The 24,922-nt window shown below is 33.2% G+C and carries 18 protein-coding genes, 8 tRNA genes and 1 pseudogene; 24 read left to right on the top strand and 3 right to left on the bottom strand.

Annotated features, from left to right (window positions below):
• The first annotated feature begins 130 nt into the window (after nt 1–130).
• From ACY2U7_RS06305 to ACY2U7_RS06335, 7 genes are all read left to right on the top strand, one after another.
• Nucleotides 131–204: transfer RNA gene (locus tag ACY2U7_RS06305), tRNA-Asp, on the top strand.
• 9 nt (nt 205–213) lie between these two features.
• A tRNA-Val gene (locus ACY2U7_RS06310) sits at nt 214–286 on the top strand.
• A 15-nt stretch (nt 287–301) separates the two neighbouring features.
• A tRNA-Thr gene (locus tag ACY2U7_RS06315) sits at nt 302–374 on the top strand.
• A 4-nt stretch (nt 375–378) separates the two neighbouring features.
• Nucleotides 379–460: transfer RNA gene (locus ACY2U7_RS06320), tRNA-Tyr, on the top strand.
• Between the two features lie 16 nt (nt 461–476).
• Nucleotides 477–550: transfer RNA gene (locus ACY2U7_RS06325), tRNA-Met, on the top strand.
• Nucleotides 551–606: 56 nt separating this feature from the next.
• Nucleotides 607–679: transfer RNA gene (locus ACY2U7_RS06330), tRNA-Phe, on the top strand.
• A gap of 32 nt (nt 680–711) precedes the next feature.
• Nucleotides 712–784, top strand: a tRNA-Lys gene (locus tag ACY2U7_RS06335).
• Nucleotides 785–846: 62 nt separating this feature from the next.
• Here the strand turns inward: ACY2U7_RS06335 and ACY2U7_RS06340 are convergent.
• Complete coding sequence (locus ACY2U7_RS06340; protein ID WP_461816080.1) at nt 847–1,545, bottom strand: helix-turn-helix domain-containing protein; 699 nt, start codon at nt 1,543–1,545, stop codon at nt 847–849.
• Nucleotides 1,546–1,769: 224 nt separating this feature from the next.
• Between ACY2U7_RS06340 and yjeM the strand changes: the two genes are divergently transcribed.
• From yjeM to ACY2U7_RS06415, 15 genes are all read left to right on the top strand, one after another.
• Nucleotides 1,770–3,254: a glutamate/gamma-aminobutyrate family transporter YjeM gene (gene yjeM, locus ACY2U7_RS06345; protein WP_461812529.1), complete on the top strand. Its 1,485-nt coding sequence runs from the start codon at nt 1,770–1,772 to the stop codon at nt 3,252–3,254.
• Between the two features lie 181 nt (nt 3,255–3,435).
• Nucleotides 3,436–6,660 (top strand): carbamoyl-phosphate synthase large subunit, encoded by a 3,225-nt coding sequence (carB, locus tag ACY2U7_RS06350; RefSeq protein WP_461812530.1) that lies wholly within the window; start codon nt 3,436–3,438, stop codon nt 6,658–6,660.
• Between the two features lie 121 nt (nt 6,661–6,781).
• Nucleotides 6,782–6,864: transfer RNA gene (locus ACY2U7_RS06355), tRNA-Leu, on the top strand.
• A 70-nt stretch (nt 6,865–6,934) separates the two neighbouring features.
• On the top strand, nt 6,935–8,332 hold the full coding sequence (locus ACY2U7_RS06360) for an aminotransferase class I/II-fold pyridoxal phosphate-dependent enzyme (protein ID WP_461812531.1): 1,398 nt from the start codon (nt 6,935–6,937) through the stop codon (nt 8,330–8,332).
• A complete protein-coding gene (locus ACY2U7_RS06365) occupies nt 8,325–8,909 on the top strand; it encodes a nucleoside/nucleotide kinase family protein (protein ID WP_461816081.1) in 585 nt (194 codons plus the stop codon). Before ACY2U7_RS06360 ends, ACY2U7_RS06365 begins: the two co-directional genes overlap by 8 nt.
• 42 nt (nt 8,910–8,951) lie before the next feature.
• Complete coding sequence (holB, locus tag ACY2U7_RS06370; RefSeq protein WP_461812533.1) at nt 8,952–9,941, top strand: DNA polymerase III subunit delta'; 990 nt, start codon at nt 8,952–8,954, stop codon at nt 9,939–9,941.
• Nucleotides 9,942–9,943: 2 nt separating this feature from the next.
• Nucleotides 9,944–10,855: a PSP1 domain-containing protein gene (locus ACY2U7_RS06375; protein WP_461812534.1), complete on the top strand. Its 912-nt coding sequence runs from the start codon at nt 9,944–9,946 to the stop codon at nt 10,853–10,855.
• Nucleotides 10,845–11,585: a tRNA1(Val) (adenine(37)-N6)-methyltransferase gene (locus tag ACY2U7_RS06380; protein WP_461816082.1), complete on the top strand. Its 741-nt coding sequence runs from the start codon at nt 10,845–10,847 to the stop codon at nt 11,583–11,585. Before ACY2U7_RS06375 ends, ACY2U7_RS06380 begins: the two co-directional genes overlap by 11 nt.
• Nucleotides 11,586–11,596: 11 nt before the next feature.
• The gene (gene rsmI, locus ACY2U7_RS06385; protein WP_461812536.1) at nt 11,597–12,433 is read left to right on the top strand and encodes a 16S rRNA (cytidine(1402)-2'-O)-methyltransferase; all 837 of its coding nucleotides are present in this window, start codon (nt 11,597–11,599) and stop codon (nt 12,431–12,433) included.
• A gap of 62 nt (nt 12,434–12,495) precedes the next feature.
• Nucleotides 12,496–12,870, top strand: coding sequence for a DUF5684 domain-containing protein (locus tag ACY2U7_RS06390; protein ID WP_461812537.1), 375 nt, complete (start codon nt 12,496–12,498; stop codon nt 12,868–12,870).
• Between the two features lie 117 nt (nt 12,871–12,987).
• Nucleotides 12,988–14,100, top strand: a complete 1,113-nt coding sequence (locus ACY2U7_RS06395; RefSeq protein WP_461812538.1) for an ABC transporter ATP-binding protein — start codon at nt 12,988–12,990, stop codon at nt 14,098–14,100.
• Between the two features lie 228 nt (nt 14,101–14,328).
• Nucleotides 14,329–16,929 (top strand): cation-translocating P-type ATPase, encoded by a 2,601-nt coding sequence (locus tag ACY2U7_RS06400; protein WP_461812539.1) that lies wholly within the window; start codon nt 14,329–14,331, stop codon nt 16,927–16,929.
• Between the two features lie 17 nt (nt 16,930–16,946).
• Nucleotides 16,947–18,098: an AI-2E family transporter gene (locus ACY2U7_RS06405; RefSeq protein WP_461812540.1), complete on the top strand. Its 1,152-nt coding sequence runs from the start codon at nt 16,947–16,949 to the stop codon at nt 18,096–18,098.
• Between the two features lie 97 nt (nt 18,099–18,195).
• Nucleotides 18,196–18,786 carry a nucleoside recognition protein gene (locus ACY2U7_RS06410; protein WP_461812541.1) on the top strand — a complete coding sequence of 197 codons (591 nt, stop codon included), beginning with the start codon at nt 18,196–18,198 and terminating at the stop codon, nt 18,784–18,786.
• Between the two features lie 73 nt (nt 18,787–18,859).
• Nucleotides 18,860–19,378 carry a spore maturation protein gene (locus tag ACY2U7_RS06415; protein ID WP_461812542.1) on the top strand — a complete coding sequence of 173 codons (519 nt, stop codon included), beginning with the start codon at nt 18,860–18,862 and terminating at the stop codon, nt 19,376–19,378.
• A gap of 229 nt (nt 19,379–19,607) precedes the next feature.
• Here the strand turns inward: ACY2U7_RS06415 and ACY2U7_RS06420 are convergent, their stop codons facing one another.
• The gene (locus tag ACY2U7_RS06420) at nt 19,608–20,387 is read right to left on the bottom strand and encodes a TatD family hydrolase (protein WP_461816083.1); all 780 of its coding nucleotides are present in this window, start codon (nt 20,385–20,387) and stop codon (nt 19,608–19,610) included.
• Nucleotides 20,388–20,406: 19 nt separating this feature from the next.
• Nucleotides 20,407–22,323 (bottom strand): annotated as a pseudogene (gene metG / locus ACY2U7_RS06425) (methionine--tRNA ligase); the annotation flags it as partial.
• A 494-nt stretch (nt 22,324–22,817) separates the two neighbouring features.
• On the opposite strand from metG, the gene ACY2U7_RS06430 reads away from it, so the two are divergent.
• Complete coding sequence (locus tag ACY2U7_RS06430) at nt 22,818–23,033, top strand: hypothetical protein (RefSeq protein WP_461812544.1); 216 nt, start codon at nt 22,818–22,820, stop codon at nt 23,031–23,033.
• 61 nt (nt 23,034–23,094) lie between these two features.
• Nucleotides 23,095–24,840 carry a DUF885 domain-containing protein gene (locus ACY2U7_RS06435; protein ID WP_461816084.1) on the top strand — a complete coding sequence of 582 codons (1,746 nt, stop codon included), beginning with the start codon at nt 23,095–23,097 and terminating at the stop codon, nt 24,838–24,840.
• Nucleotides 24,841–24,922 lie beyond the last annotated feature (82 nt).

A 24,922-nucleotide genomic window follows, 5' to 3' on the forward strand; every position in this document is an offset into this window, starting at 1 on the left:
GGCAGAGGTGGAAGTGTGGTAACACATGGAGCTGACTGTTACTAATCGGTCGAGGGCATAACCAGTTAGGAATAGGTGATAAACGGATGACATTTCTTGTGTGTGGTTTTGAAGGTATATATCTTCATATGGCCCGGTGGCTCAGTTGGTTAGAGCGCCGCCCTGTCACGGCGGAGGTCGAGGGTTCGAGTCCCTTTCGGGTCGTTATATTGTGGGATCATAGCTCAGCTGGGAGAGCACCTGCCTTACAAGCAGGGGGTCACAGGTTCGAGCCCTGTTGGTCCCATTATATAATTAATATGCCGACATGGCTCAATTGGCAGAGCAGCTGATTTGTAATCAGCAGGTTATCGGTTCAAGTCCGATTGTCGGCTTTATGGATGGATTCCCGAGTGGCCAAAGGGGGCAGACTGTAAATCTGTTGGCACCGCCTTCGAAGGTTCGAATCCTTCTCCATCCATTGAATTAGATAATATCGCGGGGTGGAGCAGTCTGGAAGCTCGTCGGGCTCATAACCCGAAGGTCGTAGGTTCAAATCCTGCCCCCGCAATTCAACTTATTGATAAAATGCCAATAAGGTTTTATTGCCAAGAGGATATAAGTTAAGCCCAGATAGCTCAGTCGGTAGAGCAGAGGACTGAAAATCCTCGTGTCGCTGGTTCGATTCCGGCTCTGGGCATTCTACAAATAGAGTAGAGAAATATAATATATGGAGCATTAGCTCAGTCGGTAGAGCACTTGACTTTTAATCAAGTTGTCCGGGGTTCGAATCCCCGATGCTTCACTTTAAGAACAGATTTATCTGTTCTTTTTTTTGATAAAAAAAAGAGAAGTAAATTCTCTTTTTTATTCCTCTGGCAAAAATTGACGAATACTAAAAAAATTATATTTTTTGAATAACTGTAAATCTTCTTTAGAAAAAATCAATTCATTTAAAATTTCATTTTCTTTTTGAATATCTGGTGCAATTAAAATTTTCCTAGCACATGGATACATGGTAACACTAGAAATTCCAGCTAAAATTCCAACTTTATTATTATTAGAAAACGTTTCCATAGCACATAGCCAGATCTCTTCAGCAGAATGAGAATGATTTTTTAAATGGTAGTGTTGCCATGGACCAAATGATACACCTTTACCGGAATAAATTACTTTACATTTTTCTGGATTTTTAAAATCTTTCATATTGTAAAATAGTTGTGCAAAAGTATTTGTATCATTCGTTGTTTGAAATTCTTCTAATATACTTTTCAAGATTTTTTTCTGTTTTCCATCATAAGAATATACATATTGTCTTTTAAGAAAATCTGTTTTTTCAATAGAATGAATTTTTTCAGAAGGAACAGCAAGAAGTTGCGATGGAGGAATTTCAAAAATTTGAGCAAATTCTGCAATAGTGTCGGCTGTAAGAGGAATAATTCCTTTTTCATATTTGGATATTGTAGAACAACTTTTGTGTACAATTGCTGCAATTTCTTTTAATGTACAGTTGTTGGCAATACGATACTTTTTAATATTGCTTCCTACGATTTCGTTCATTGTCATAACATACACTCCATTTCTGATGATTTTCCTATAAATCAATAATTTTATTAAAAAAGCTATATTTCAAGAAATTATATTGATTTTTTTGCAGTTAAATATAAATAATTTCTTGTTACGATAATAATCTTAAAATATTTTCTTGTCAAGAAAATATCAGATGTTTGATTTATAAACATTTTATAAATAAAATATAAAATATCTTAAATACGTTAGGAGGAAGTTTTATGTCAGAGAAACAAAAAAAATTAAGTATGGGAGCATTAATTTTGATGATTTTTACTTCTGTGTATGGATTCAATAATATGCCTCGCTCTTTTTATCTTATGGGGTATGGAGCAATTCCATTTTACTTATTGTCAGCGGTTGTGTTTTTTGTACCATTTGCATTTATGATTGCGGAGTATGGGTCTGCTTTTAAAGATGAAAAAGGTGGAATTTTTTCGTGGATGCAAATTTGTGTAAATACAAAATATGCTTTTGTTGCTACGTTTATGTGGTATACATCATATGTTATTTGGCTTGTTAACATTTCTTCTGGAATTATGGTTCCTCTTTCTAATGCAATTTTCGGAAAAGATACCACACAGAAATGGAGTATTTTTGGATTAAGTTCCACACAAACACTTGGCGTTCTAGGAATAATTTTTATTGTTGTTGTAACATTTTTTGCAAGTAAGGGTATGAAAAATATTCAGAAAGTAGCATCGATCGGTGGAATTGCATGTATGTTTTTAAATGTTATGTTAATTGGTGGTGCTCTTCTTGTTTTAATTGGAAATGGAGGAGAACTTGCTCAACCTGTTGTTTCAGCAGCATCTTTAGTGGAATCTCCAAATCCAGAATATGCAGGTTCTTTAGCAATGTTGGCATTTCTTGTATATGCATTATTTGCGTATGGGGGAACTGAGGCGGTTGGAGGTCTTGTAGATGAAACTGAAAATCCAGAAAAGAATTTTGGAAAAGGTTTGACAATAGCAGCAATTATTGTTGCAGTAGGATATTCAATTGGTATTTTTTGTGTAGGTATTTTTACAAATTGGAGTCAAACTCTTTCAGCGGCTACAGTTCATAAAGGAAATGCTTCATATGTAATTATGAATAATTTAGGATATCAGATTGGTGCAGCTTTTGGCGCAAATCAAAGCGTGTGCATTCAAATAGGAGATTGGGTAGCGAGAATTATGGGAATTTCTATCTTGCTTTCTTTAGCAGGAGCTGTGTTTACATTATGTTATTCTCCATTGAAGCAGTTGATTGAGGGAAGTCCAAAAGGACTTCTTCCAGAAAAATTTTGTAAAATGGAAAATGGAATGCCTAAATTTGCCTTAAAAGTGCAAGCAGTTGTTGTTGTTGTATTTATTTTCCTAATCTCTATGGGAGGAGATACGATGACACAGTTTTTCAATATTCTTGTTTCTATGACAAATGTAGCAATGACACTTCCATATATGTTTATTTCAGCGGCATTTATTAAATTTAAAAAGAATAAAGATATTGATAAACCGTTTGTTATTTTCAAAAATAATACAGTAGCGATTGTCTTTGCTATTCTTGTAACAGGAATCGTTGGATTTGCAAATTTCTTCACGATTATTCAACCTGCGATGGCTGGTGATATAGCAACAACTGTATGGAGCATTTTGGGACCAGTGTTATTTACAGTGATAGCATTAATCTTACATGCAAGATATGAGAAAAAGCAAAAGTAATTAGTAATGACGATATGAAAAAATAATATGGTAAATTCTGTATTTGGAGTATTGAAAAATAACGAACTTTTCTACAGAAGTTATAAAAATAAAAAAAGATGGAAAATAGCATTGCTATTCCATCTTTTTTTTTGTATAATAGTTGGCAATGGAAAAACAACGAGAAACAGGAGGAATTACAATGTCACAGAGAAAAGATATTCACAAAGTACTTATTATTGGTTCTGGTCCTATTATTATTGGACAGGCGTGTGAATTTGATTATTCAGGGACACAGGCGTGTAAAGCTCTTAAGAGTTTAGGCTATGAAATTGTATTAGTTAATTCAAATCCGGCGACAATTATGACAGACCCGGAAACTGCTGACGTTACTTATATTGAACCTCTCAATGTTGAGAGAATGGAGCAAATTATTGCTAAAGAAAGACCAGATGCACTATTACCAAATTTAGGTGGACAATCCGGTCTTAATTTATGTTCAGAATTAGCACAGGCAGGAATATTAGAAAAATATAATGTTGAAGTAATTGGAGTTCAAGTAGATGCAATTGAACGTGGTGAAGACCGTATTGAGTTTAAAAAGACAATGGATAGTCTTGGTATTGAAATGGCAAGAAGTGAAGTTGCCTATTCAGTAGATGAAGCGCTTGCGATTGCAGAAGAACTTGGTTATCCAGTTGTTCTTAGACCAGCTTATACAATGGGAGGCGCTGGAGGCGGACTTGTTTATAATAAAGAAGAATTAAAAACAGTTTGTGCAAGAGGACTTCAAGCTAGTTTAGTAGGACAAGTACTTGTTGAGGAATCTATTTTAGGTTGGGAAGAATTAGAACTTGAAGTGGTTCGTGATTCTGAAGGAAATATGGTTACTGTATGTTTCATTGAAAATATCGATCCTCTTGGGGTACATACAGGTGATTCATTCTGTTCAGCACCAATGCTTACCATATCAGAAGAAGTACAGCAGCGTTTACAAGAAAAATCTCATAAAGTAGTAGATTCTGTTCAGGTAATTGGTGGATGTAATGTACAGTGGGCACATGATCCAAAAACAGATAGAGATATTATTATTGAAATTAATCCAAGAACATCACGTTCATCAGCTCTTGCATCAAAAGCAACAGGTTTCCCAATTGCTCTTGTATCTGCAATGTTGGCAACAGGACTTACGCTGAAAGATATTCCATGTGGAAAATATGGAACATTAGATAAATATGTTCCAAATGGAGATTATATTGTAATTAAGTTTGCTCGTTGGGCATTTGAAAAATTCAAAGGTGTAGAAGATAAATTAGGTACTCAGATGCGTGCTGTAGGTGAAGTAATGAGTATTGGTAAAACATATAAAGAGGCATTGCAAAAAGCAATCAGAAGTTTGGAAACAGGTCGTTATGGACTTGGACATGCAAAAGATTTTGATAAAAAATCAAAAGATGAGCTTCTCAAAATGTTGGTAACACCTACAAGTGAACGTCATTTTATTATGTATGAAGCATTGAGAAAAGGTGCTACAATCGAAGAAATTCATGAAAGAACAAAAGTAAAAGCATATTTTATCGAACAAATGAAAGAATTGGTTGAAGAAGAGGAAGAACTTTTGAAATCAAAAGGACATTTACCTTCTGATGAAGCTTTAATTGCAGCGAAAAAAGATGGTTTTGCTGATAAATATTTAAGTCAATTATTGGATGTAGAAGAAGCAGAGATTAGAGAGAAGAGAATTGCACTAGGTGTTGAAGAAGCGTGGGAAGGTGTTCATGTAAGTGGAACAGAAGATAGTGCATACTATTATTCAACATATAATGCAGAAGATAAAAATCCAGTTTGTGAAGATAAACCAAAAGTAATGATTTTGGGTGGAGGTCCTAACCGAATCGGACAGGGAATTGAATTTGATTATTGTTGTGTACATGCTTCTCTTGCATTGAAAAAATTAGGTTTTGAGACAATTATTGTAAACTGTAATCCTGAAACAGTTTCAACAGATTATGATACATCAGACAAGTTATATTTTGAACCACTTACATTAGAAGATGTACTCAGTATTTATAAAAAGGAAAAACCAGTAGGAGTTATTGCACAGTTTGGTGGACAAACACCTCTTAATCTGGCAGCAGACTTGGAGAAGAATGGAGTTAAAATTCTTGGAACAGCACCATCTGTAATTGATCTTGCTGAAGATAGAGATTTATTCCGTGCTATGATGGAAAAATTGGAAATTCCTATGCCTGAATCAGGAATGGCAGTAAATGTTGAAGAAGCAGTTGAGATTGCAGAAAGAATTGGTTATCCGGTTATGGTTCGACCTTCTTACGTTCTTGGTGGACGAGGAATGGAAGTTGTATATGACTCAGAAAGTATGGCAGGATATATGAAAGCTGCTGTAGGTGTTACACCAGACAGACCAATTTTAATAGATCGTTTCTTAAATCATGCCTTAGAATGTGAAGCAGATGCAATTAGTGATGGAACACATGCATTTGTTCCAGCAGTAATGGAACATATTGAGTTAGCAGGTGTACATTCAGGTGACTCGGCTTGTATTATACCATCAAGACATATTACAGAAGAAAATATTCAAACAATCAAAGAATATACAAGAAAAATTGCAGAGGAAATGCATGTTAAAGGTCTTATGAATATGCAATATGCAATTGAAAATGGAAAAGTATATGTATTGGAAGCAAATCCAAGAGCATCAAGAACAGTTCCATTAGTATCTAAAGTATGTAACATTAAAATGGTGCCTCTTGCAACTGAGATTGTTACTGCAGAATTGACAGGAAAACCATCACCTGTTCCACAGTTGAAAGAACAATATATTCCACATTATGGAGTAAAAGAAGCTGTATTTCCATTTAATATGTTCCAAGAAGTAGACCCTGTTTTAGGACCTGAAATGCGTTCTACAGGTGAAGTATTAGGATTATCATCTTTCTATGGCGAAGCCTTCTATAAAGCTCAGGAAGCAACACAGAAGAAAATTCCGTTAGAAGGAACAGTATTAATGTCAATCAATGACAAAGATAAACCAGAAGTAGTAGAAGTGGCGAAAGAATTTATTGAAAGTGGATTTAAAATTTTAGCATCTAAAAATACTTGTAAATTAATTCAAGATGCCGGAATGGAAGCAGAAAGAGTATATAAACTCAATGAAGGTAGACCGGATATGTTAGATTTAATTACAAATGGTAAAGTAGATTTAATTATCAATACTCCAATAGGACAAGATAGACAAGAAGATGATAGTTATCTTCGTAAAGCAGCTATTAAAGCAAAAGTTCCATATATGACTACAATGGCAGCAGCAAAAGCGACTATAAGTGGTATTAAATCAATGAAAAAACCAGGATGTGGAGAAGTAAAATCACTTCAAGAATTACATGCACAGATAAGAGATTTATAATGAGAATAATAGAAAGGATGTGGCTTATACAAGTCATATCCTTTTTATTATTATAGGATATTATAGATAAGGAAATCTATTTGACTAAAAACTTAAAAAGAAGTATAATAAAAGATAACTTGCGGAAGTGTCGGAATGGCAGACGAGCTAGATTCAGGTTCTAGTGTGGGTTACTACGTGTGGGTTCAAGTCCCATCTTCCGCATAGACAAGCAGAAAGACCTTAATGAGAGGGATTCTGCTTTTTTTTATATATAGTAGAAGGAGAATAAAGAATGCTCTATGAGAAATTAAAGATGTATCAGAAATCGGATTATTATGGATTTCATATGCCAGGACATAAGCGGAATATAGAAAAATTTTCTGTTGAACTTCCGTATGGAATAGATATTACAGAAATAGAAGGATTTGATGATTTACATCATGCTACAGGAATTTTAAAATTAGCAGAGGAGAGAGCTGCGAGACTTTATCAAGCAGAGGAAAGCCATTTTCTTGTAAATGGTAGTACAGTTGGTATTTTAAGTGCGATTTTAGGTTTGACTGAAAGAGGAGATAAGATCTTGGTAGCTAGAAATTGTCATAAATCGGTATATCATGCTATTTATATGAATGAGTTAGAACCAATATATATTTATCCGGAATATGAAAAAAATTTACAAATCAATGGAGAAATTAAGTGTGAAAAAATAAAGTCAATTTTAGAAAAAGAGAATGATATAAAAGCTGTGGTTATTGTTTCGCCAACATATGATGGGGTTGTTTCTGATGTAGAAACTATATCCAATATTGTACACGAATATAATATCCCATTAATTGTAGATGAGGCACACGGTGCACATTTTGGATTTGATCATAGATTTCCTAAAAATGCAAATGAAAAAGGTGCAGATATTGTTATCCACAGTGTTCATAAAACGTTACCGGCAATGACACAGACTGCGTTAATTCATTTGAATGGAAATATCATAAATAGAGAAAGTGTAAGAAATTATCTTCATATGTTACAATCAAGTAGTCCTTCATATGTACTTATGGCAAGTATTGATTATTGTATGGAAATGTTGGAAAATCATAAGGACATTCTTTTTGGTAAGTATGTAGAAGAGTTGGTTGCATTAAGACAATCACTGAAAGAATTAAAGCATTTAGAAATAATTAGAACAGAACATTTTGATATTTCTAAAATAATTATTTCGGTAAAAGATACTAATATAACAAGTACGCAGTTAAGTGAAATTCTTTTAAAAAAATATCAGTTACAAATGGAAATGACAGCGGGAACTTATGTTTTGGCAATGACAACAGTTGGAGATACTGTAGAAGGTTTTTTACGATTAAAGGAAGCTTTATTTGAGATAGATGAAGGATTGCAATTGGACAGAAGAAATTTAGAAGGTTTAGAACTTCCTCAGTTATCTTTAGTTTGTAAAAGTGCAGAAGTACTTCGAGCAGCACAAAAGGAAGGACTTTCGTATGTAAAGTGGGAAAATGCAGAAGGAAAAGTAGCAGGTGAATATGCATATGTATATCCGCCTGGAATACCATTTGTAGTACCAGGAGAGAGAATTACAAAAGAGGCAGTGCAATATTTGAAAAAATATGAAGAAATGCAGTTTACTATTGAGGGAATTGCAGTGGAAAAACATATTGGAGTGTGGAAAAATGGGTAAAATTTTTTATATTATGGGGAAAAGTTCTTCTGGAAAGGATACAATTTTTAAAAAGTTGCAAGAATGTTTACCAGAATTAAAAACGATTGTTTTGTATACAACTCGACCTATTAGAGAAGGGGAAAAAGATGGCGTAGAATATTATTTTGTTAGTGAAAAGGAATTGGAAACCTTTCAAAAAAATGGGAAAATAATAGAATTGCGATCTTATGATACTGTACATGGAAAATGGAATTATTTTACCGTGGCAGATCATCAGATTCAATTGGAAATAAATAATTACATTATTATTGGAACGTTGGTTTCCTATGAAAAAATGCAAGAATATTTTGGAAAAGAAAACATTGTACCAATTTATGTTGAAGTAGAGGATGGAGAACGTTTGTCAAGAGCGATGGAGCGTGAAAAAATGCAGGAAAATCCTAAATATGCAGAACTCTGTAGGAGATTTTTAGCTGATACGAAAGATTTTTCAGAGGAAAATTTAGAAAAATTGGGGATAAAAAAGAGATTTTATAATGAAAATGTGGATACTTGTGTAGATGAAATTGTACTATATATTAGAGAAAAACTATGATATACTAACAATATATAACTTCAGGAAAGGAATGGTGGTAACATGAAAGGATTCAAAGATGTAATCGGACACAATGATATTATTCAATATATTCAGAATGCTGTATCTCAAGATAAAGTGTCTCATGCGTATATTTTGAATGGAGAAAGAGGTTCAGGAAAAAAGATGTTAGCAGATTTGTTTGCTATGACATTGCAGTGTGAAGAACATACACCGAATCCATGTGGGGAGTGTCATTCCTGTAAACAGGCTAAGAGTGGAAATCATCCTGATATTATTCATGTAAAACATGAAAAGCCAAATACAATCAGTGTAGATGATATTCGTACGCAAGTAAATAATGATATTGTTATTAAACCGTACAGTAGTCCATATAAGATTTACATTATTCCTGAAGCAGATTTACTGTCTGTGCAGGCACAAAATGCACTTTTAAAAACAATCGAAGAGCCACCAGCATATGCAATTATTTTTTTATTAACAGAGAATGCAGAAAGTTTGCTTTCGACAATTATGTCTAGATGCGTTATGCTAAAATTGAGAAATATTAAGACAACGTTAATTAAAAAATATCTTATGGAGCAGATGCAGATTCCAGATTATCAAGCAGATATTTGTTCGGCATTTGCACAGGGAAATATGGGGCGTGCTATTATGTTAGCATCTTCTGAACATTTTAATGAAATCAAAGAAGAGGCGTTGCAGTTGTTAAAACATATAAATGAAATGGAGATTTCTGAGATTGTATGTGCCATTAAGAGAATAGGAACATATAAATTGAGTATTAATGATTATTTAGATCTTATTATGATTTGGTACAGAGATGTGTTGATTTATAAGGCAACGAAAGATGTGAATGGTATTGTGTTTGCTGATCAACTAAAATATATAAAAGATAGAGCAAATAAGAGTTCTTATGAAGGAATTGAAATTATTTTAGACAGTCTTGAAAAGGCAAAAGCAAGATTAAAGGCAAATGTTAATTTTGATTTAGTTATGGAATTATTATTGCTGACAATAAAGGAGAACTAAGAATGACAAAAGTAATTGGTGTGAGATTTCGCACGGCTGGTAAAATATATTTTTTTTCACCAGCAAAACTAAATATTCAAAAAGGTGATAAAGTAATTGTGGAGACATCAAGAGGTGTTGAATTTGGAAGTGTGGTAACAAATCCGAAAGAAGTAGAAGATGATGAGATTACACAACCGTTGAAATCAGTAATTAGAGTTGCGACAGAAGAAGATAAAAGAATAGAAATAAGAAATAAAGAGAAAGAAAAAGAAGCCTTTGAAATATGTTTAGAAAAAATTCGTAAGCATGGTTTGGAAATGAAATTAATTGATGCGGAATATACATTTGACAATAATAAAGTTTTATTTTATTTTACTGCAGATGGAAGAATTGATTTTAGAGAATTAGTAAAAGATTTGGCAGCAGTTTTTCGCACAAGAATTGAACTTCGTCAAATAGGTGTTCGTGATGAAACAAAAATTCGTGGTGGAATAGGTATTTGTGGAAGACCTCTTTGTTGTCATACTTATTTGTCAGAGTTTGCTCCAGTATCTATTAAAATGGCAAAAGAGCAGAATTTATCTTTAAATCCTACTAAGATTTCAGGAGTTTGTGGAAGGTTAATGTGTTGTTTAACAAATGAAGAGGAAACATATGAATATTTAAATAGTCGATTACCAGCCATTGGTGATACAGTTACAACTATGGATGGACTTAAAGGTGAAGTACAGAATTTAAGCGTACTTCGTCAATTGGTAAAAGTAATTGTAACTCTAGAAAACGATGAGAAAGAAATACGAGAATATAAAGTAAATGAGTTAAAATTCAAACCAAGACGTAAGAAATCAGATGTAAAACTTTCAAAAGAAGAAATGAAAGAACTTGCAGCTTTAGAAAGAGGAGAGGGAGCATCGAAATTAGATGGAGAATAATTTGAAACCAGAAGAACGATTAGATGATTTACAAGTGAAAGGGTATCGTATTATTCAACACCCAAGCAAATTTTGTTTTGGAATGGATGCAGTGTTATTATCTAATTTTGCTAAAGTAAAAAAAGGAGAGAGTGTGCTTGATATAGGAACGGGAACGGGGATTATTCCTATTTTACTAGAAGCAAAAACAAACGGGAAATATTTTACAGGTCTTGAAATTCAAGAAGAAAGCGCAGATATGGCGAGAAGAAGTGTTTTATATAACCATTTGGAAGAGAAAATCAACATTGTGACTGGAGATGTGAAAGAGGCAGCAAACCTGTTTGGTTCTGTCTCTTTTGATGTAATTACAACAAACCCACCCTATATGATAGGAGATCATGGTTTACAAAATAAGGATAGTGCTAAGGCAATAGCTAGACATGAAGTATTATGTGATTTAGATGATATTTTAGCAGAAAGTGCGAAATTACTTCGTTCAGGTGGAAGATTTTACATGGTGCATCGTCCATTTAGACTTGCGGAAATTTTATCGAAGATGTGTTCTTATAAGATCGAACCAAAACGTATGCGTTTAGTGTATCCGTATATTGACAAAGAACCAAATATGGTTCTAATCGAGGGAAAGAAGGGGGGAAATTCTAGGATGAAAGTAGAACCTCCGTTGATTGTTTACAAAGAACAAAATCAGTATACAGATGAGTTGTTAAGAGAGTATGGGTTAAAGTAAAGGAGTAGAATATGGCAGGAAAACTATATTTGTGTGCAACGCCAATTGGCAATTTGGAAGACATCACATATAGAGTTATACGAACTTTGCAGGAAGTAGATTTAATTGCTGCTGAAGATACAAGAAATAGTATTAAATTATTGAATCATTTTGAAATAAAAACATCGATGACAAGTTATCATGAGTATAATAAAATTGAAAAAGGGAAGAAATTAGTAGAAAAACTGCAAGCAGGAGTAAATATTGCGTTAATTACAGATGCAGGAACTCCAGGAATATCTGATCCTGGGGAAGAATTAGTCAAAATGTGTTATGATGCAGGAATTGAAGTAACTTCACTTCCTGGGGCAGCAGCATGTATTACGGCCCTTACTTTATCAGGATTGTCTACCAGAAGATTTGCATTTGAGGCATTTCTTCCTAGTGATAAAAAGGAAAAACAGGAAGTTTTAAGAGAACTTGCAAATGAAACAAGAACAATGATTCTGTATGAAGCACCACATCGCCTGATAAAAACATTAAAAGAATTATATGATACATTGGGTAATCGAAGAATTACTGTTTGTCGTGAGTTAACAAAGAAACATGAAGTTGCATTTGCAACGACACTTGAAGAAGCAATTTCTCATTATGAAAATTACGCACCAAAAGGAGAATGTGTTCTTGTTTTGGAAGGCAAAAGTCGTGAGGAAATACGAGGAGAAGAAATTTCACGTTGGGAAGAGATGAGCATAGAAAAACATATGGAATATTACCTGTCCCAAGGGATTGATAAGAAAGAAGCAATGAAGCGAGTAGCGAAAGATAGAGGGGTAGCAAAAAGAGAAATTTATCAAGCATTGTTATAGTAGACATAAATAAAAAAGTATGGTATTTTTAATAAAATAAATTATTTAAAGGAGGAGTTGCTATGGGAATGAACTTAGCGGAAGTGCTCACGACAGGAATAGGTTTATTATTTTCTTTGGGAATGATTCTTTTAACACTTATTGCATCGTGGAAATTATTTGAGAAAGCAGGTTTGCCAGGTTGGAAAGGAATTATTCCAATTTATAATACATACTGCTTATACCAGATGGCATTTGGCAAGGGAAAAGGATGGTATATTATTTGTCTTCTTGTACCTTGTGTAAATGTAATTTTATCTATTGTCTTTAGTGTAAAATTAGCAAATGCATTTAACAAAGGAGTCGGTTATGCAATTGGATTGATATTATTAAATCCAATTTTTATGCTGTTATTGGCGTTTGGTGATGCGAGATACATTGGAGAACAATTAGATTAATTCGTCAATTTGTATATTTTCTAAAAGAAAGATTGTTCAACTTGGAAGTAGACCAAGTTGAACTTTTTTTGTATACTAAAAAGAGGAAAAAATTAATGATTTTGGAGGAAAGATATAATGGCAAGTTTATCATTAAAGCACATTAATAAAGTGTATCCTAATGGATTTGTAGCAGTAAAAGATTTTAATCTTGAAATTGAAGATAAAGAATTTATTATTTTTGTAGGACCATCAGGTTGTGGAAAATCTACAACACTTCGTATGGTTGCTGGTCTTGAAGATATTTCTTCAGGAGAATTAAGAATTGGAGAAAAATTAGTAAATGATGTAGAACCAAAAGATAGAGATATCGCGATGGTATTCCAAAACTATGCATTATATCCACATATGACAGTATATGATAACATGGCTTTTGGATTAAAATTAAGAAAAGTGCCAAAAGAGGAAATTGATAAGATGGTTCGTGAAGCAGCCAAAATTCTTGATTTGGAAGCATTATTAGATCGTAAACCAAAAGCATTATCAGGTGGACAAAGACAGCGTGTTGCTATGGGACGTGCTATTGTTCGTAATCCAAAAGTATTCCTTATGGATGAACCTTTATCAAACCTTGATGCAAAACTTAGAGGACAGATGCGTATCGAGATTTCTAAATTACATCAGAGATTAGGCACAACAATTATTTACGTTACTCATGATCAGACAGAAGCGATGACATTGGGAACAAGAATTGTTGTTATGAGTGCCGGAGTGGTACAGCAGGTAGATACACCACAGGTATTATATGATACACCATGTAACTTATTTGTTGCAGGATTTATTGGTTCACCACAAATGAATTTTGTAGATGCAGTATGTAATGTTAATGGAAATAAAGTTTCTCTTCAGGCAGGACCAGCTTCTATTGAATTGCCACCTGCGAAAGCGAAAAAACTTATTGAAGGTGGATATGATGGAAAAACAGTTATCCTTGGTATTCGTCCAGAAGATATTCATGATGAGCAGATGTTTATCGAATCTTCACCAAATACAGTAATTGAAGCTACAATCCGTGTATATGAAATGTTAGGTGCAGAAGTATACTTACATTTTGATTATGAAGGAGCGTCAATGACAGCAAGAGTAAACCCAAGAACAACAGCAAGAACAGGTGATACAGTTAAATTTGCTCTTGATGCAGAAAAAATTCATGTATTTGATAAAGAAACAGAAAAAACAATTACAAACTAATTGTATTTATAGGGTTGACATAAATCCGAAAAAAGTTTATATTATACTCTAATAAAAGGGAGTAACTAACGTGTTAAGCGTGTACGATATCGTCAGTACGATGAATACTCATCCGTATCGTAATGAAATAGTGAGACTTTTATTGCATTATTAACGTGCAATAAAGGTCTCTTTTTTATTGAAAAAGGGTATACTAAACCTTGTGCACGGAAAGTAGGAGGAAAATGTATGAAAAGATATTATCAAATGTCAGCAGAGGAAGTAAGAAAGGAAATAAATGGTAAACTGGATCCTCTGACAGATGAAGAGGTGTTAAAACATCAAGAAAAATATGGTAAGAATGAATTGGTAGAAGGAAAGAAAAAAAACACATTTCAGGTATTTTTAGAGCAATTTAAAGATTTCCTTGTGATTATTTTGATTGTAGCAGCAATCGTTTCTGGATTTTTGGGGGACGTGGAAAGTACAGCCGTTATTCTTATCGTTATTACAATGAATGCGATTTTAGGAACAGTGCAGACCGTAAAGGCAGAACAGTCTTTGAACAGTTTAAAAAAACTATCAGGACCTACTGCAAAAGTATTAAGAAATGGAACTGTTATACGAATTCCGTCATCTGAATTGACAATAGGTGACGAAGTTATGTTAGAAGCTGGAGATTATGTTCCAGCGGATGGACGTATTTTACAAAATGCTAGTTTGAAAATTGATGAAAGTGCTTTAACGGGAGAAAGTCTTGGAGTAGAAAAATCAGAAAACACTATATCTGCAGAAGTGCCGTTAGGAGATCAAGTTAATATGGTGTTTTCTGGAAGTTTTGTCACATATGGGCGTGGTTCATTTATTGTTACTTCAATTGGAATGGAAACAGAAGTGGGAAAAATTGCAACATTATTAAAGACAACATCAGAGAAAAAAACACCTTTACAAATGAATTTAGATCAGTTTGGACAAAAGTTGTCTATTATTATTCTGATTTTCTGTTCTATTTTATTTGGTATTAGTGTATTAAGAGGAGATGCTATAGGAGATGCATTTTTGTTTGCCGTAGCCCTTGCCGTAGCAGCAATTCCAGAAGCACTCAGCTCAATTGTTACAATTGTTCTTTCATTTGGAACACAAAAAATGGCAAAAGAGCATGCAATTATACGTAAATTACAGGCCGTTGAAGGTCTTGGAAGTGTATCGATTGTCTGTTCAGATAAAACGGGAACATTAACACAAAATAAAATGACTGTGGAAGATTATTATGTAAATGAAAAACGTATTTTGGCGAAGGATATTGATATCCAAAAGCAGGAACAAAAAGAACTATTAAGGTATAGTATTTTATGTAATGATGCTACGAATGTTGACGGAGTAGAAATCGGGGATCCAACAGAAACAGCATTAATCAATTTAGGAAACAAATTAGGAGTTGGAGCAGAATCTGTAAGAGAAAAATTTCCACGTATGAGTGAAATACCTTTTGATAGCGATAGAAAATTAATGTCTACAGCACATATGCTAGATGGAACTTCAGTAATGATTACAAAAGGGGCTGTTGATGTTTTACTTACGAGAATGAACCGTATTTGGAAAAATGGAAATGTACAGAAACTTACAGAAGATGATAAAAGAATAATCGAGGAGCAAAATCAAGAATTTTCAAGAGGAGGGCTTCGTGTACTTGCATTTGCTTATAAAGAAATTGAAAAGGGACATGAATTGGTATTAGAAGATGAACAGGATTTGATTTTTGTTGGATTAATTTCGATGATGGATCCGCCGAGAGAAGAATCCGCACAGGCTGTTGAAGAATGTATTCGTGCAGGAATTAAACCGATTATGATTACTGGTGATCATAAGATTACAGCAGCAGCAATTGCGAAAAGAATAGGCATTTTAAAAGATGAATCTGAAGCATGTGAAGGTTCTGAGATTGATAATCTTTCAGATGAAGAGTTAAAAACTTTTGTAGAGGGTATTTCTGTATATGCTAGAGTATCTCCAGAACATAAAATAAGAATTGTGCGTGCATGGCAGGAAAAGGGAAATATTGTTTCTATGACAGGTGATGGTGTAAATGATGCTCCTGCTTTAAAACAAGCTGATATAGGAGTTGCCATGGGAATTACAGGAAGTGAAGTATCAAAAGATGCGGCATCTATGGTCTTGACTGATGATAATTTTGCAACTATTATAAAAGCAGTAGAAAATGGACGAAATGTGTATAAAAACATCAAAGGTTCTATACAATTTCTATTATCAGGAAATTTTGGTGGGATTTTAGCAGTTCTCTATGCTGCAATTGCAGGGTTGCCTGTGCCATTTGCGCCAGTTCACTTATTGTTTATTAATCTTTTGACGGATAGTTTACCAGCAATTGCATTAGGGTTAGAGCCACATACGAAAGCGGTGATGAAAGAAAAACCACGTCCAATGAATGAGTCTATATTGACAAAAGAATTTATGCTAAAGATAGGTGTGGAAGGGTTGTCTATTGGTGCAACAACAATGATTGCATTTATGATAGGATATAAAAACGGAAACGCATTATTAGCAAGTACAATGGCTTTCGGTACACTTTGTACAGCTAGACTTGTTCATGGATTTAACTGTAAATCAGACAGACCACTTATTTTGACAAAACGATTTTTCAATAATATTTATTTAATCGGCGCATTTTTGTTGGGGCTTGTTTTGATTACTTCTGTGTTAATGATACCTGCCTTAAACAGTATTTTTAAAGTACAGACATTAAATCTTTCTCAGTTAATGATTGTATACGGACTCGCACTTATAAATCTTCCAATTATTCAGTTCCTGAAATTTATTCGTAAAAAATAGATTAGGAAGGTGAATGTATGAATTTAGATAAAGAAACTATTCGGAAAATCAGAGGGTTAATTGTATTTACCATAGTTGTTTTAATGATCATATGGAATTACAAAGTGTTTTTTGAACTTTTAGGATATGTATTGAATATTGTTCTTCCATTTCTAATTGGTGGAGCAATCGCATTTGTATTAAATGTTCCGATGCACTTTATTGAAGAAAAAATATTTGGAAATAAAATGGTCAAGACAAATAAATTTTTACAAAAAATTGCAAGACCAATTAGCTTGGTAATGACTATTGTATTTGTATTTGGAATTGTATTTTTAGTAGTATTTATTGTGGCTCCAGAATTGGCAAATACAGTTACAGGATTGGGAAAAACTATTCAGATGTTTATCCCTGAATTTCAAAGATGGGCAGAGGATATATTTCATAACAATAAGGAAATTTTAGATTGGATTCAAAATTTAGAATTTGATTGGGATAAAATGATTGCAGGAGGAATTGACTTCTTTAGAAATGGTGCAGGAAGTGTTTTAGATTCAACGTTTGCCGTAGCCAAGTCTATTGTTAATGGAATAACTACATTTGCAATTGCATTTATTTTTGCTTGTTATATTTTACTTCAGAAAGAAAAATTAAATATACAGGTAAAAAAATTAGGGTATGCATTTATTCCTAAAGATTGGATGGAGATTTTTATTGCTATATCTTCTATGACATACAAAACATTTTCTAGTTTTTTGACAGGTCAGTGTGTAGAAGCGATTATTTTAGGAAGTATGTTTTTTGTAACAATGAGTATATTTAAGATGCCATATGCACTTTTGGTTGGTGTATTAATTGCATTTACAGCATTAATTCCTATTTTTGGAGCATTTATTGGATGTGCAGTAGGAACACTACTTATTTTTATGGTGAATCCTTTACAATCTATTGGATTTCTTATTTTATTCTTTGTACTACAACAGATAGAAGGAAATTTAATTTATCCTCATGTGGTAGGAAATTCAGTAGGACTTCCATCCATTTGGGTTTTAGTGGCAGTAAGTGTTGGAGGAAGTCTAATGGGAATTGTTGGAATGTTAATTTTTATTCCGATTAGTTCAGTTGTATATACGTTGCTTCGAGGAATTGTAAATCGCCGATTGCAGAGAAGAAAAATTAAAGTAGAATAGAAATATAAAGAGTGGAAATGAATTGAAATTTCCACTCTTTTTTGTATTTTTACAAACGGAAAGCATATGATATAAAAAAACATAAAGGATAAAATATATGTTGAATTATCTTTGGGGTGGAATGATTATTGTAGGGATTATTTTTGGAGTATTTAGTGGTAAGATGCCAGATATTACGAATGGTGCTTTAGATTCTGCAAAGGAAGCAGTAGATTTATGTGTTATGATGATTGGGATTATGTCTATGTGGGTTGGAATTATGGAAATTGCGACTAAATCTGGAATGATTAATATAATAGCAAAAAAAATTAGACCATTCATACATATATTATTTCCAGGTGTTCCAAAAGAGCATTTAGCAGAAAAATATATTACAACAAATATAGTTGCAAACTTTCTTGGCTTAGGTTGGGCGGCAACACCGGCAGGAATTATGGCAATGAAATATTTACAAGAATTAAATCCAAATAGAGATAAGCGAATAGCAAGTTGTGATATGTGTACATTTCTTATTATCAATATATCATCTTTACAATTGATCCCAATTAATGTTATTGCTTATCGAAGTCAATATGGCAGCGTAAATCCTGCAAAAATTATTGGAGCAGGAATTATGGCAACAACAATAAGTACAATTGCAGGAATTGTGTTTGCATTAGTTATGGCCAAGAAAACAAAAAATGTATAAGGAAAAGACTTTTAAAATATTTTTTTGGGTATTACATAAAATATAATAATAAGAAGGAAAGATAGGAGTAAATGTGCGGTTTTTATTGTATATTTCAAATTTTATTGTTCCAGTTGTAATTTTGGGAATTGTTATGTATGGACTTATGCAAAATGTAAATGTATATGATGAGTTTATTAAAGGGGCTAGAAATGGTTTTTTGACTGTTATAAAAATTATGCCGACTTTGATTGGCCTTATGGTTGCCGTTGGAATTTTAAGAGCATCTGGATTTTTAGAATTTTTGGGAAATATTTTAGGAAGATTTACTTCATACATAGGTTTTCCAGGAGAGTTAGTGCCTTTAGCGATTGTGAGAATGTTTTCTTCGTCAGCTGCTACGGGATTAGTATTAGATATTTTTAAGCAATATGGAACAGATTCAAAAATAGGATTAATTGCATCTGTTATGATCAGTTGTACAGAGACTATTTTTTATACAATGAGTGTGTATTTTATGGCAGTAAGAGTAAAAAAGACGAGATATACTCTAGCTGGTGCATTAATTGCAACTCTAGCTGGAATTGTGGCGAGTGTATGGATTGTTGGATAACAATATAAAACAGCGAAACCCCGTTATCCATATGGATAACGGGGTTCGTCGTTTTATTATTATCTAAAGGAATGAGAGTAAAGTGCAACATCTTGATTTCAAGATGTGTTTTACTTTATGAGGGGGGAGATAGTTGTTGTTTATCAACTATCTGACTTTAGTATAAAAGAAAAATGTGTCTAAATTATGTTGCTTTCATTAAAGAAAACGAAATTTTCTTAAGTAGAAATTAAGAAACATTTTTTCTACATTTTTGATAAACCGTATAAGCGTTTTGTTCTGTTTGGTGAATAACTTCTTCCGGTGAAATATCTTTGATATTTGCAATTTCCTCTATAACATACTTAAGGTTTAATGAGGAGTTACGTTTTCCTCTGTTTGGAACAGGAGATAAATAAGGACAATCTGTTTCAAGTACAATTCGTTCTAGTGGAATTTCTGAAACGACATCTTTTAATTTTTTACTGTTTTTAAAGGTAACAACGCCTCCAATACCAATATAAAATCCCATTTTTATATATTCTTTTGCCATCTCTACAGAGTAGGAAAAGCAATGAATAATACCAGTTAAATCTTTGGCATATTTTTTCATAATTTCGAGAGTGTCTTGTGCAGCTTCGCGACTGTGAATGACAACAGGAAGATTTTTTTCTTTTGCAATATTGAGTTGTGCGATAAACCATTTTTTTTGTAAATCGTGTGACTCATTATCCCAGTAGTAATCCAATCCAATTTCACCGACAGCTACGACTTTTTTATGTTCACATTGTTTTTTTAGCCAAGCAAAAGTTTCCTCATTTAAATTTCCAACTTCATCCGGATGTACACCAATAGATGCATAGATAAAGGGATACTTTTCAGCCAAGGCAATAGAATTTTTACAACCATCTAAACTGGCTCCAACATTAATAATTGTAGAAATGCCATTATCTTCCATTTGAGTTAATAAAATATCTCTATCGTCATTAAATTGTTCATCATCATAATGAGCGTGTGTATCAAAAATCATTTAATTCCTCCTAAATGAATTAGCAGATTTCAGCACCTGCTGGCATTGATTTCTCTGGTGTTAATAATGCAAGATTTCCTTCAGCATCTTCAGCACATAATAACATTCCTTCAGAAAGTACGCCAGCTAATTTAGCTGGTTTTAAGTTTACAAGTACCATAACTTTTTTACCAACCATTTCCTCTGCTGTATAATGTGCTTTTATTCCAGAAACAATTTGTTTTACTTGGCTTCCTATTTTAACTTGAGAACAAAGTAGTTTTTTAGATTTTTTAACTTCTTCACAAGCAATAATTTCTCCAACTTGGAATTGTAATTTCATAAAGTCATCAAATGTGATTTCTTCTTTTGGTTCAATGTCAATCACATCATCTTCTTTTTCTTCTTCTACAGGAGGATGAAGTTCGGCTACTTTTTTCATTACTTCTTCTAAGTCTAATCTTTGGAATAAGATTTCAGGTTTATCTGTTACATTTCCACCATTTAACTGTGTAAGAATTTTTTCTGCTGTTTCTGGCATGAAGGAAGAAAGTAATTCAGCACCTGAAGAGATACTATAAATTAAGTTATAAAGTACAGTTTCCAATCTGTCTTTTTTCTCTTCTTCTTTTGCCAAAGCCCAAGGCATAGTTTCGTCGATGTATTTGTTGCAGCGTTTGAACAAATTGAAAATTTCAGTAATCGCATCTGCAACGCGAAGTTTGTCCATTTTTTCCTCTACTGCTTTTGGTGTGTGTTCAGTTACTGCTTTTAAATCAGCATCAACTTCTTCATGTACGCCTTTATTTGTAACAGTTCCACCAAAATATTTGTTTGTCATAGAAATCGTTCTGTTCACAAGATTTCCCAATGTATTTGCTAAGTCTGAGTTCATACGTTCTACCATTAATTCCCATGTAATGACACCATCATTTTCAAAAGGCATTTCATGAAGAACAAAGTAACGCACAGCATCAACTCCAAACATATTTACAAGTTCATCTGCATAGATAACATTTCCTTTTGATTTACTCATTTTTCCGTCGCCTTGTAATAACCAAGGGTGTCCAAAAATTTGCTTTGGAAGTGGAAGATCTAAAGCCATTAAGAAAATAGGCCAGTAAATTGTATGGAAACGAATAATATCTTTTCCAATTAAATGTAAGTCAGCAGGCCAATTTTTGTTGAAAAGTTCTTTGTTTTCTCCACCACAGTCATATCCAATTCCTGTAATGTAGTTTGTTAATGCGTCAAGCCAAACATATACAACATGTTTTGGATCGAAATCAACAGGAATTCCCCATTTAAAGGATGTTCTAGATACACAAAGATCTTGCAAACCTGGTAGTAAGAAGTTGTTCATCATTTCATTTTTACGAGATACGGGTTGAATAAACTCGGGATGCGTATTGATATGTTCAATAAGTCGGTCAGCATATTTACTCATTTTGAAGAAGTAAGCTTCTTCTTTAGCAGGTTGTACTTCTCTACCACAGTCAGGACATTTTCCGTCTACTAATTGTGATTCTGTGAAAAATGATTCGCAAGGTGTGCAGTACATTCCTTCATAATGTCCTTTGTAAATATCTCCTTGCTCATATAATTTTTTGAAAATTTTCTGTACCTGTTTTTCGTGATATTCATCAGTTGTACGAATGAATTTGTCATAAGAAGTATTCATCATATCTGCAATTTCTTTTACTTGAGAAGCAACACCATCAACGAATTCTTTTGGAGATACTCCAGCTTCTTCGGCTTTTAATTCGATTTTCTGTCCGTGTTCATCTGTTCCTGTCTGGAAAAATACATCATATCCTTGGCTTCTTTTGTATCTTGCAATTGCGTCTGCAAGAACAAATTCATAAGTATTTCCAATATGTGGTTTGCCTGATGTGTAGGCAATGGCAGTTGTCATATAAAATTTTTTGTTTTCCATAATTTCTCTCCTTTTGCTTTTAAACGAAAAAAATCGCCTTCTCTAAATATTAGAGAAGACGAGTGTTACCCGTGTTACCACTTCTGTTTATCTCTGCCTCACGACAGAAACCTTAATGGGTACAAATGCATACCCACTCGCTGTAAAGGGCGAACCCATTATACCTTACAAATATATATTTGCTCAATATACCGCTCAGAAGCCATGTTCAGTTTCTCTTCGCCTATCCCTCTCAGCATATTGGGAATTCTCTGTAAAGTTTCAAGAAACTTACTCTTTTCGTCACTGCGTTTTCGTTATATCTTTAAAAATCGTAACATAGACCTGCTTTTTTGTCAATGATTGGGAATGATCAGGTAGGTATTTATAATGTGAAAATAATAAAAAATAAATTAAATATAGTAAAAAAAATAATTAATATGATAGTATATTGATAAACCTATGCATTTAGGACTAGTAGGACATTCATTTGGATGAATAGGATATGAAGATTGGTTAGGAGGAGAGAAGAATGCATGGAAATACACAAGAAAATTTTAATCGGCAGTTTACTTGTCCTAATGGTATGTCTGTTAGGTGGTTGTAGGAATGAAAAAGATACAGAAATTTTCCTAAATGTTACGAAAGGTAACATTGTTACATTTAAATGGGTCAATGTAAATGAGTGCGGAAAGTCATTTTCAGAGAAACAGGCAGACTATCTCCTCAAAATAAAAATCGTAAAAGAATAGATTTTGATAGTATAACACCCTGCTTTTTTTCATACACTGTAAAAAAAGTAGGGTGAATTTTATGAAATTCTCTTTTACAAAGAAATCCAAAAAGGCACGTCATATTTCAGTTCTTCTTGCCATTTTACTTACCGTTTCTCTGCTGGCAAATCATTTTATTCCAAGTTCTTCTGATGTCAATAAAACTTTTGAAAAGTTTACACTATCTCTGTTTCAACAAGAAGTTTCCGCAAACACTATTAACTTACACTATACGTTGGAAAATCCAGAAAAATATGGTGTTTTCAATGTACCTGTAACATATGGAGATTTTTCCACAGATAAAATGTCAGCACTAGCATCTGTGGAAAATTGTGAGAATCTATTAAAAAAATTTCCATACAGAAAATTATCAAAAGAGAACAGGTTAACCTATGATGTGCTGAAATCACATTTGCAACTGCAAAAAGAAGGGGGAAAATATCTTCTGTATGAGGAACCATTGAATGCGATTACGGGTATACAGACACAACTTCCGGTTTTATTAGCAGAATATTCTTTTGCGAAAAAAAAAGATGTGGATACCTATTTACAATTGTTGAAAGAAACACCAGAATATTTTGATTCGCTTATTGAGTTTGAGAAGGAGAAGGCAGAAAAAGGATTGTTTCTTTCAGATAAAGGGGTAGACTCTATTATAAAGCAGTGTGAGTCGGTGATTTCTCAAGGGAAAAACCATTATCTTTATTCAACTTTTCGCCAACGATTAGAAAAGATTAGTTCTTTAACAGAGAACGAGAAAAAACAGTATCTTTTAGAAAATGAGAAAAGGTTAGAAAGTAACGTATTTCCTTCTTATAATAAGTTAATTGAGGAATTGAAAATAATGCGTGGAAAGGGTGAAAATTCGTCGGGGGTTTGCCACTTTCCAAATGGGAAAAAATACTATCAATATAAAGTGAAAATGGAAACGGGTTCTTCAAGAAAAATTTCTGAGTTAAAATCGTTAATTCAGAAACAGATGACAGAAGATTTACTTGCGATGAGTCAAAAAGGAGTAGGAGAGAAAGTAGCAGCAACTGTTTTTTCTTTGCAAAAGAATACTCCAGAGAATTATTTAAAAGATCTAGAAAAAAAGATTACAAAAGTTTTTCCGAAAATTCCTAAAGTGGAAACAGAAATTAAATTTGTGCCAAGAGATATGGAGCCGTATTTAAGCCCTGCTTTTTATTTGATTCCATGTATTGATCATACCGAAAAAAATGTGATATATATTAACCGTTCGCATAATATGGAAAAATTACATTTGTATACCACACTGGCTCATGAGGGATATCCAGGTCATTTATACCAGACTACATATTTTTCTTCTAAAAATCCGAATCCCATTCGTAGTCTTTTGAATTTTGGTGGATATGTGGAAGGTTGGGCGACTTATGCGGAAATGTGTTCCTATTATCTTACTCCAATGGATCGGGAACGGGCAATTTTAGAGCAGAAAAACAGTTCCCTTTTACTTGGTTTGTATGCTAGAGCAGATATAGGTATACATTATGATGGTTGGTCTTTGAGAGATACAGTCAGTTTTTTTGAGAAATATGGTATTAAAGAAGAGAAAACGGTGGAAGAAATTTATGAATTGATTGTTTCTACACCTGCAAATTATTTAAAGTATTATATAGGATATGTAGAGTTTTTGGAATTAAAAAAAGATATGGTGGAAAAAAAGGGAAAAGCATTTTCACAAAGAGATTTTCATCGAGCGGTATTAGATGTTGGTCCTGCCCCCTTTTCGATTGTTAGAAAGTATGTTTTGAAAGAAAAATAAAGTGCGTTTTATTTTACGTTAATAAAATTTCTATTTCTTTTATAGTCTGAACATATTTTGGACACATTTAATCATTATACTA

Source organism: Faecalimonas sp., from assembly GCA_029264305.1.
In the GTDB taxonomy this organism is placed as follows: Bacteria; Bacillota; Clostridia; order Lachnospirales; family Lachnospiraceae; genus Faecalimonas.

What these genes read in the sequence shown, in the direction of transcription:
- ACY2U7_RS06395 (WP_461812538.1), top strand. Translation starts at nt 12,988, where the DNA reads ATGGCAAGTTTATCATTAAAGCACATTAATAAAGTGTATCCTAATGGA.
- holB (WP_461812533.1), top strand. Translation starts at nt 8,952, where the DNA reads ATGAAAGGATTCAAAGATGTAATCGGACACAATGATATTATTCAATAT.
- ACY2U7_RS06410 (WP_461812541.1), top strand. Translation starts at nt 18,196, where the DNA reads ATGTTGAATTATCTTTGGGGTGGAATGATTATTGTAGGGATTATTTTT.
- ACY2U7_RS06375 (WP_461812534.1), top strand. Translation starts at nt 9,944, where the DNA reads ATGACAAAAGTAATTGGTGTGAGATTTCGCACGGCTGGTAAAATATAT.
- rsmI (WP_461812536.1), top strand. Translation starts at nt 11,597, where the DNA reads ATGGCAGGAAAACTATATTTGTGTGCAACGCCAATTGGCAATTTGGAA.
- ACY2U7_RS06340 (WP_461816080.1), bottom strand. Translation starts at nt 1,545, where the DNA reads ATGACAATGAACGAAATCGTAGGAAGCAATATTAAAAAGTATCGTATT.
- ACY2U7_RS06435 (WP_461816084.1), top strand. Translation starts at nt 23,095, where the DNA reads ATGAAATTCTCTTTTACAAAGAAATCCAAAAAGGCACGTCATATTTCA.
- ACY2U7_RS06430 (WP_461812544.1), top strand. Translation starts at nt 22,818, where the DNA reads ATGGAAATACACAAGAAAATTTTAATCGGCAGTTTACTTGTCCTAATG.
- ACY2U7_RS06360 (WP_461812531.1), top strand. Translation starts at nt 6,935, where the DNA reads ATGCTCTATGAGAAATTAAAGATGTATCAGAAATCGGATTATTATGGA.
- yjeM (WP_461812529.1), top strand. Translation starts at nt 1,770, where the DNA reads ATGTCAGAGAAACAAAAAAAATTAAGTATGGGAGCATTAATTTTGATG.
- ACY2U7_RS06420 (WP_461816083.1), bottom strand. Translation starts at nt 20,387, where the DNA reads ATGATTTTTGATACACACGCTCATTATGATGATGAACAATTTAATGAC.
- carB (WP_461812530.1), top strand. Translation starts at nt 3,436, where the DNA reads ATGTCACAGAGAAAAGATATTCACAAAGTACTTATTATTGGTTCTGGT.
- ACY2U7_RS06400 (WP_461812539.1), top strand. Translation starts at nt 14,329, where the DNA reads ATGAAAAGATATTATCAAATGTCAGCAGAGGAAGTAAGAAAGGAAATA.
- ACY2U7_RS06365 (WP_461816081.1), top strand. Translation starts at nt 8,325, where the DNA reads ATGGGTAAAATTTTTTATATTATGGGGAAAAGTTCTTCTGGAAAGGAT.
- ACY2U7_RS06405 (WP_461812540.1), top strand. Translation starts at nt 16,947, where the DNA reads ATGAATTTAGATAAAGAAACTATTCGGAAAATCAGAGGGTTAATTGTA.
- ACY2U7_RS06390 (WP_461812537.1), top strand. Translation starts at nt 12,496, where the DNA reads ATGGGAATGAACTTAGCGGAAGTGCTCACGACAGGAATAGGTTTATTA.
- ACY2U7_RS06380 (WP_461816082.1), top strand. Translation starts at nt 10,845, where the DNA reads ATGGAGAATAATTTGAAACCAGAAGAACGATTAGATGATTTACAAGTG.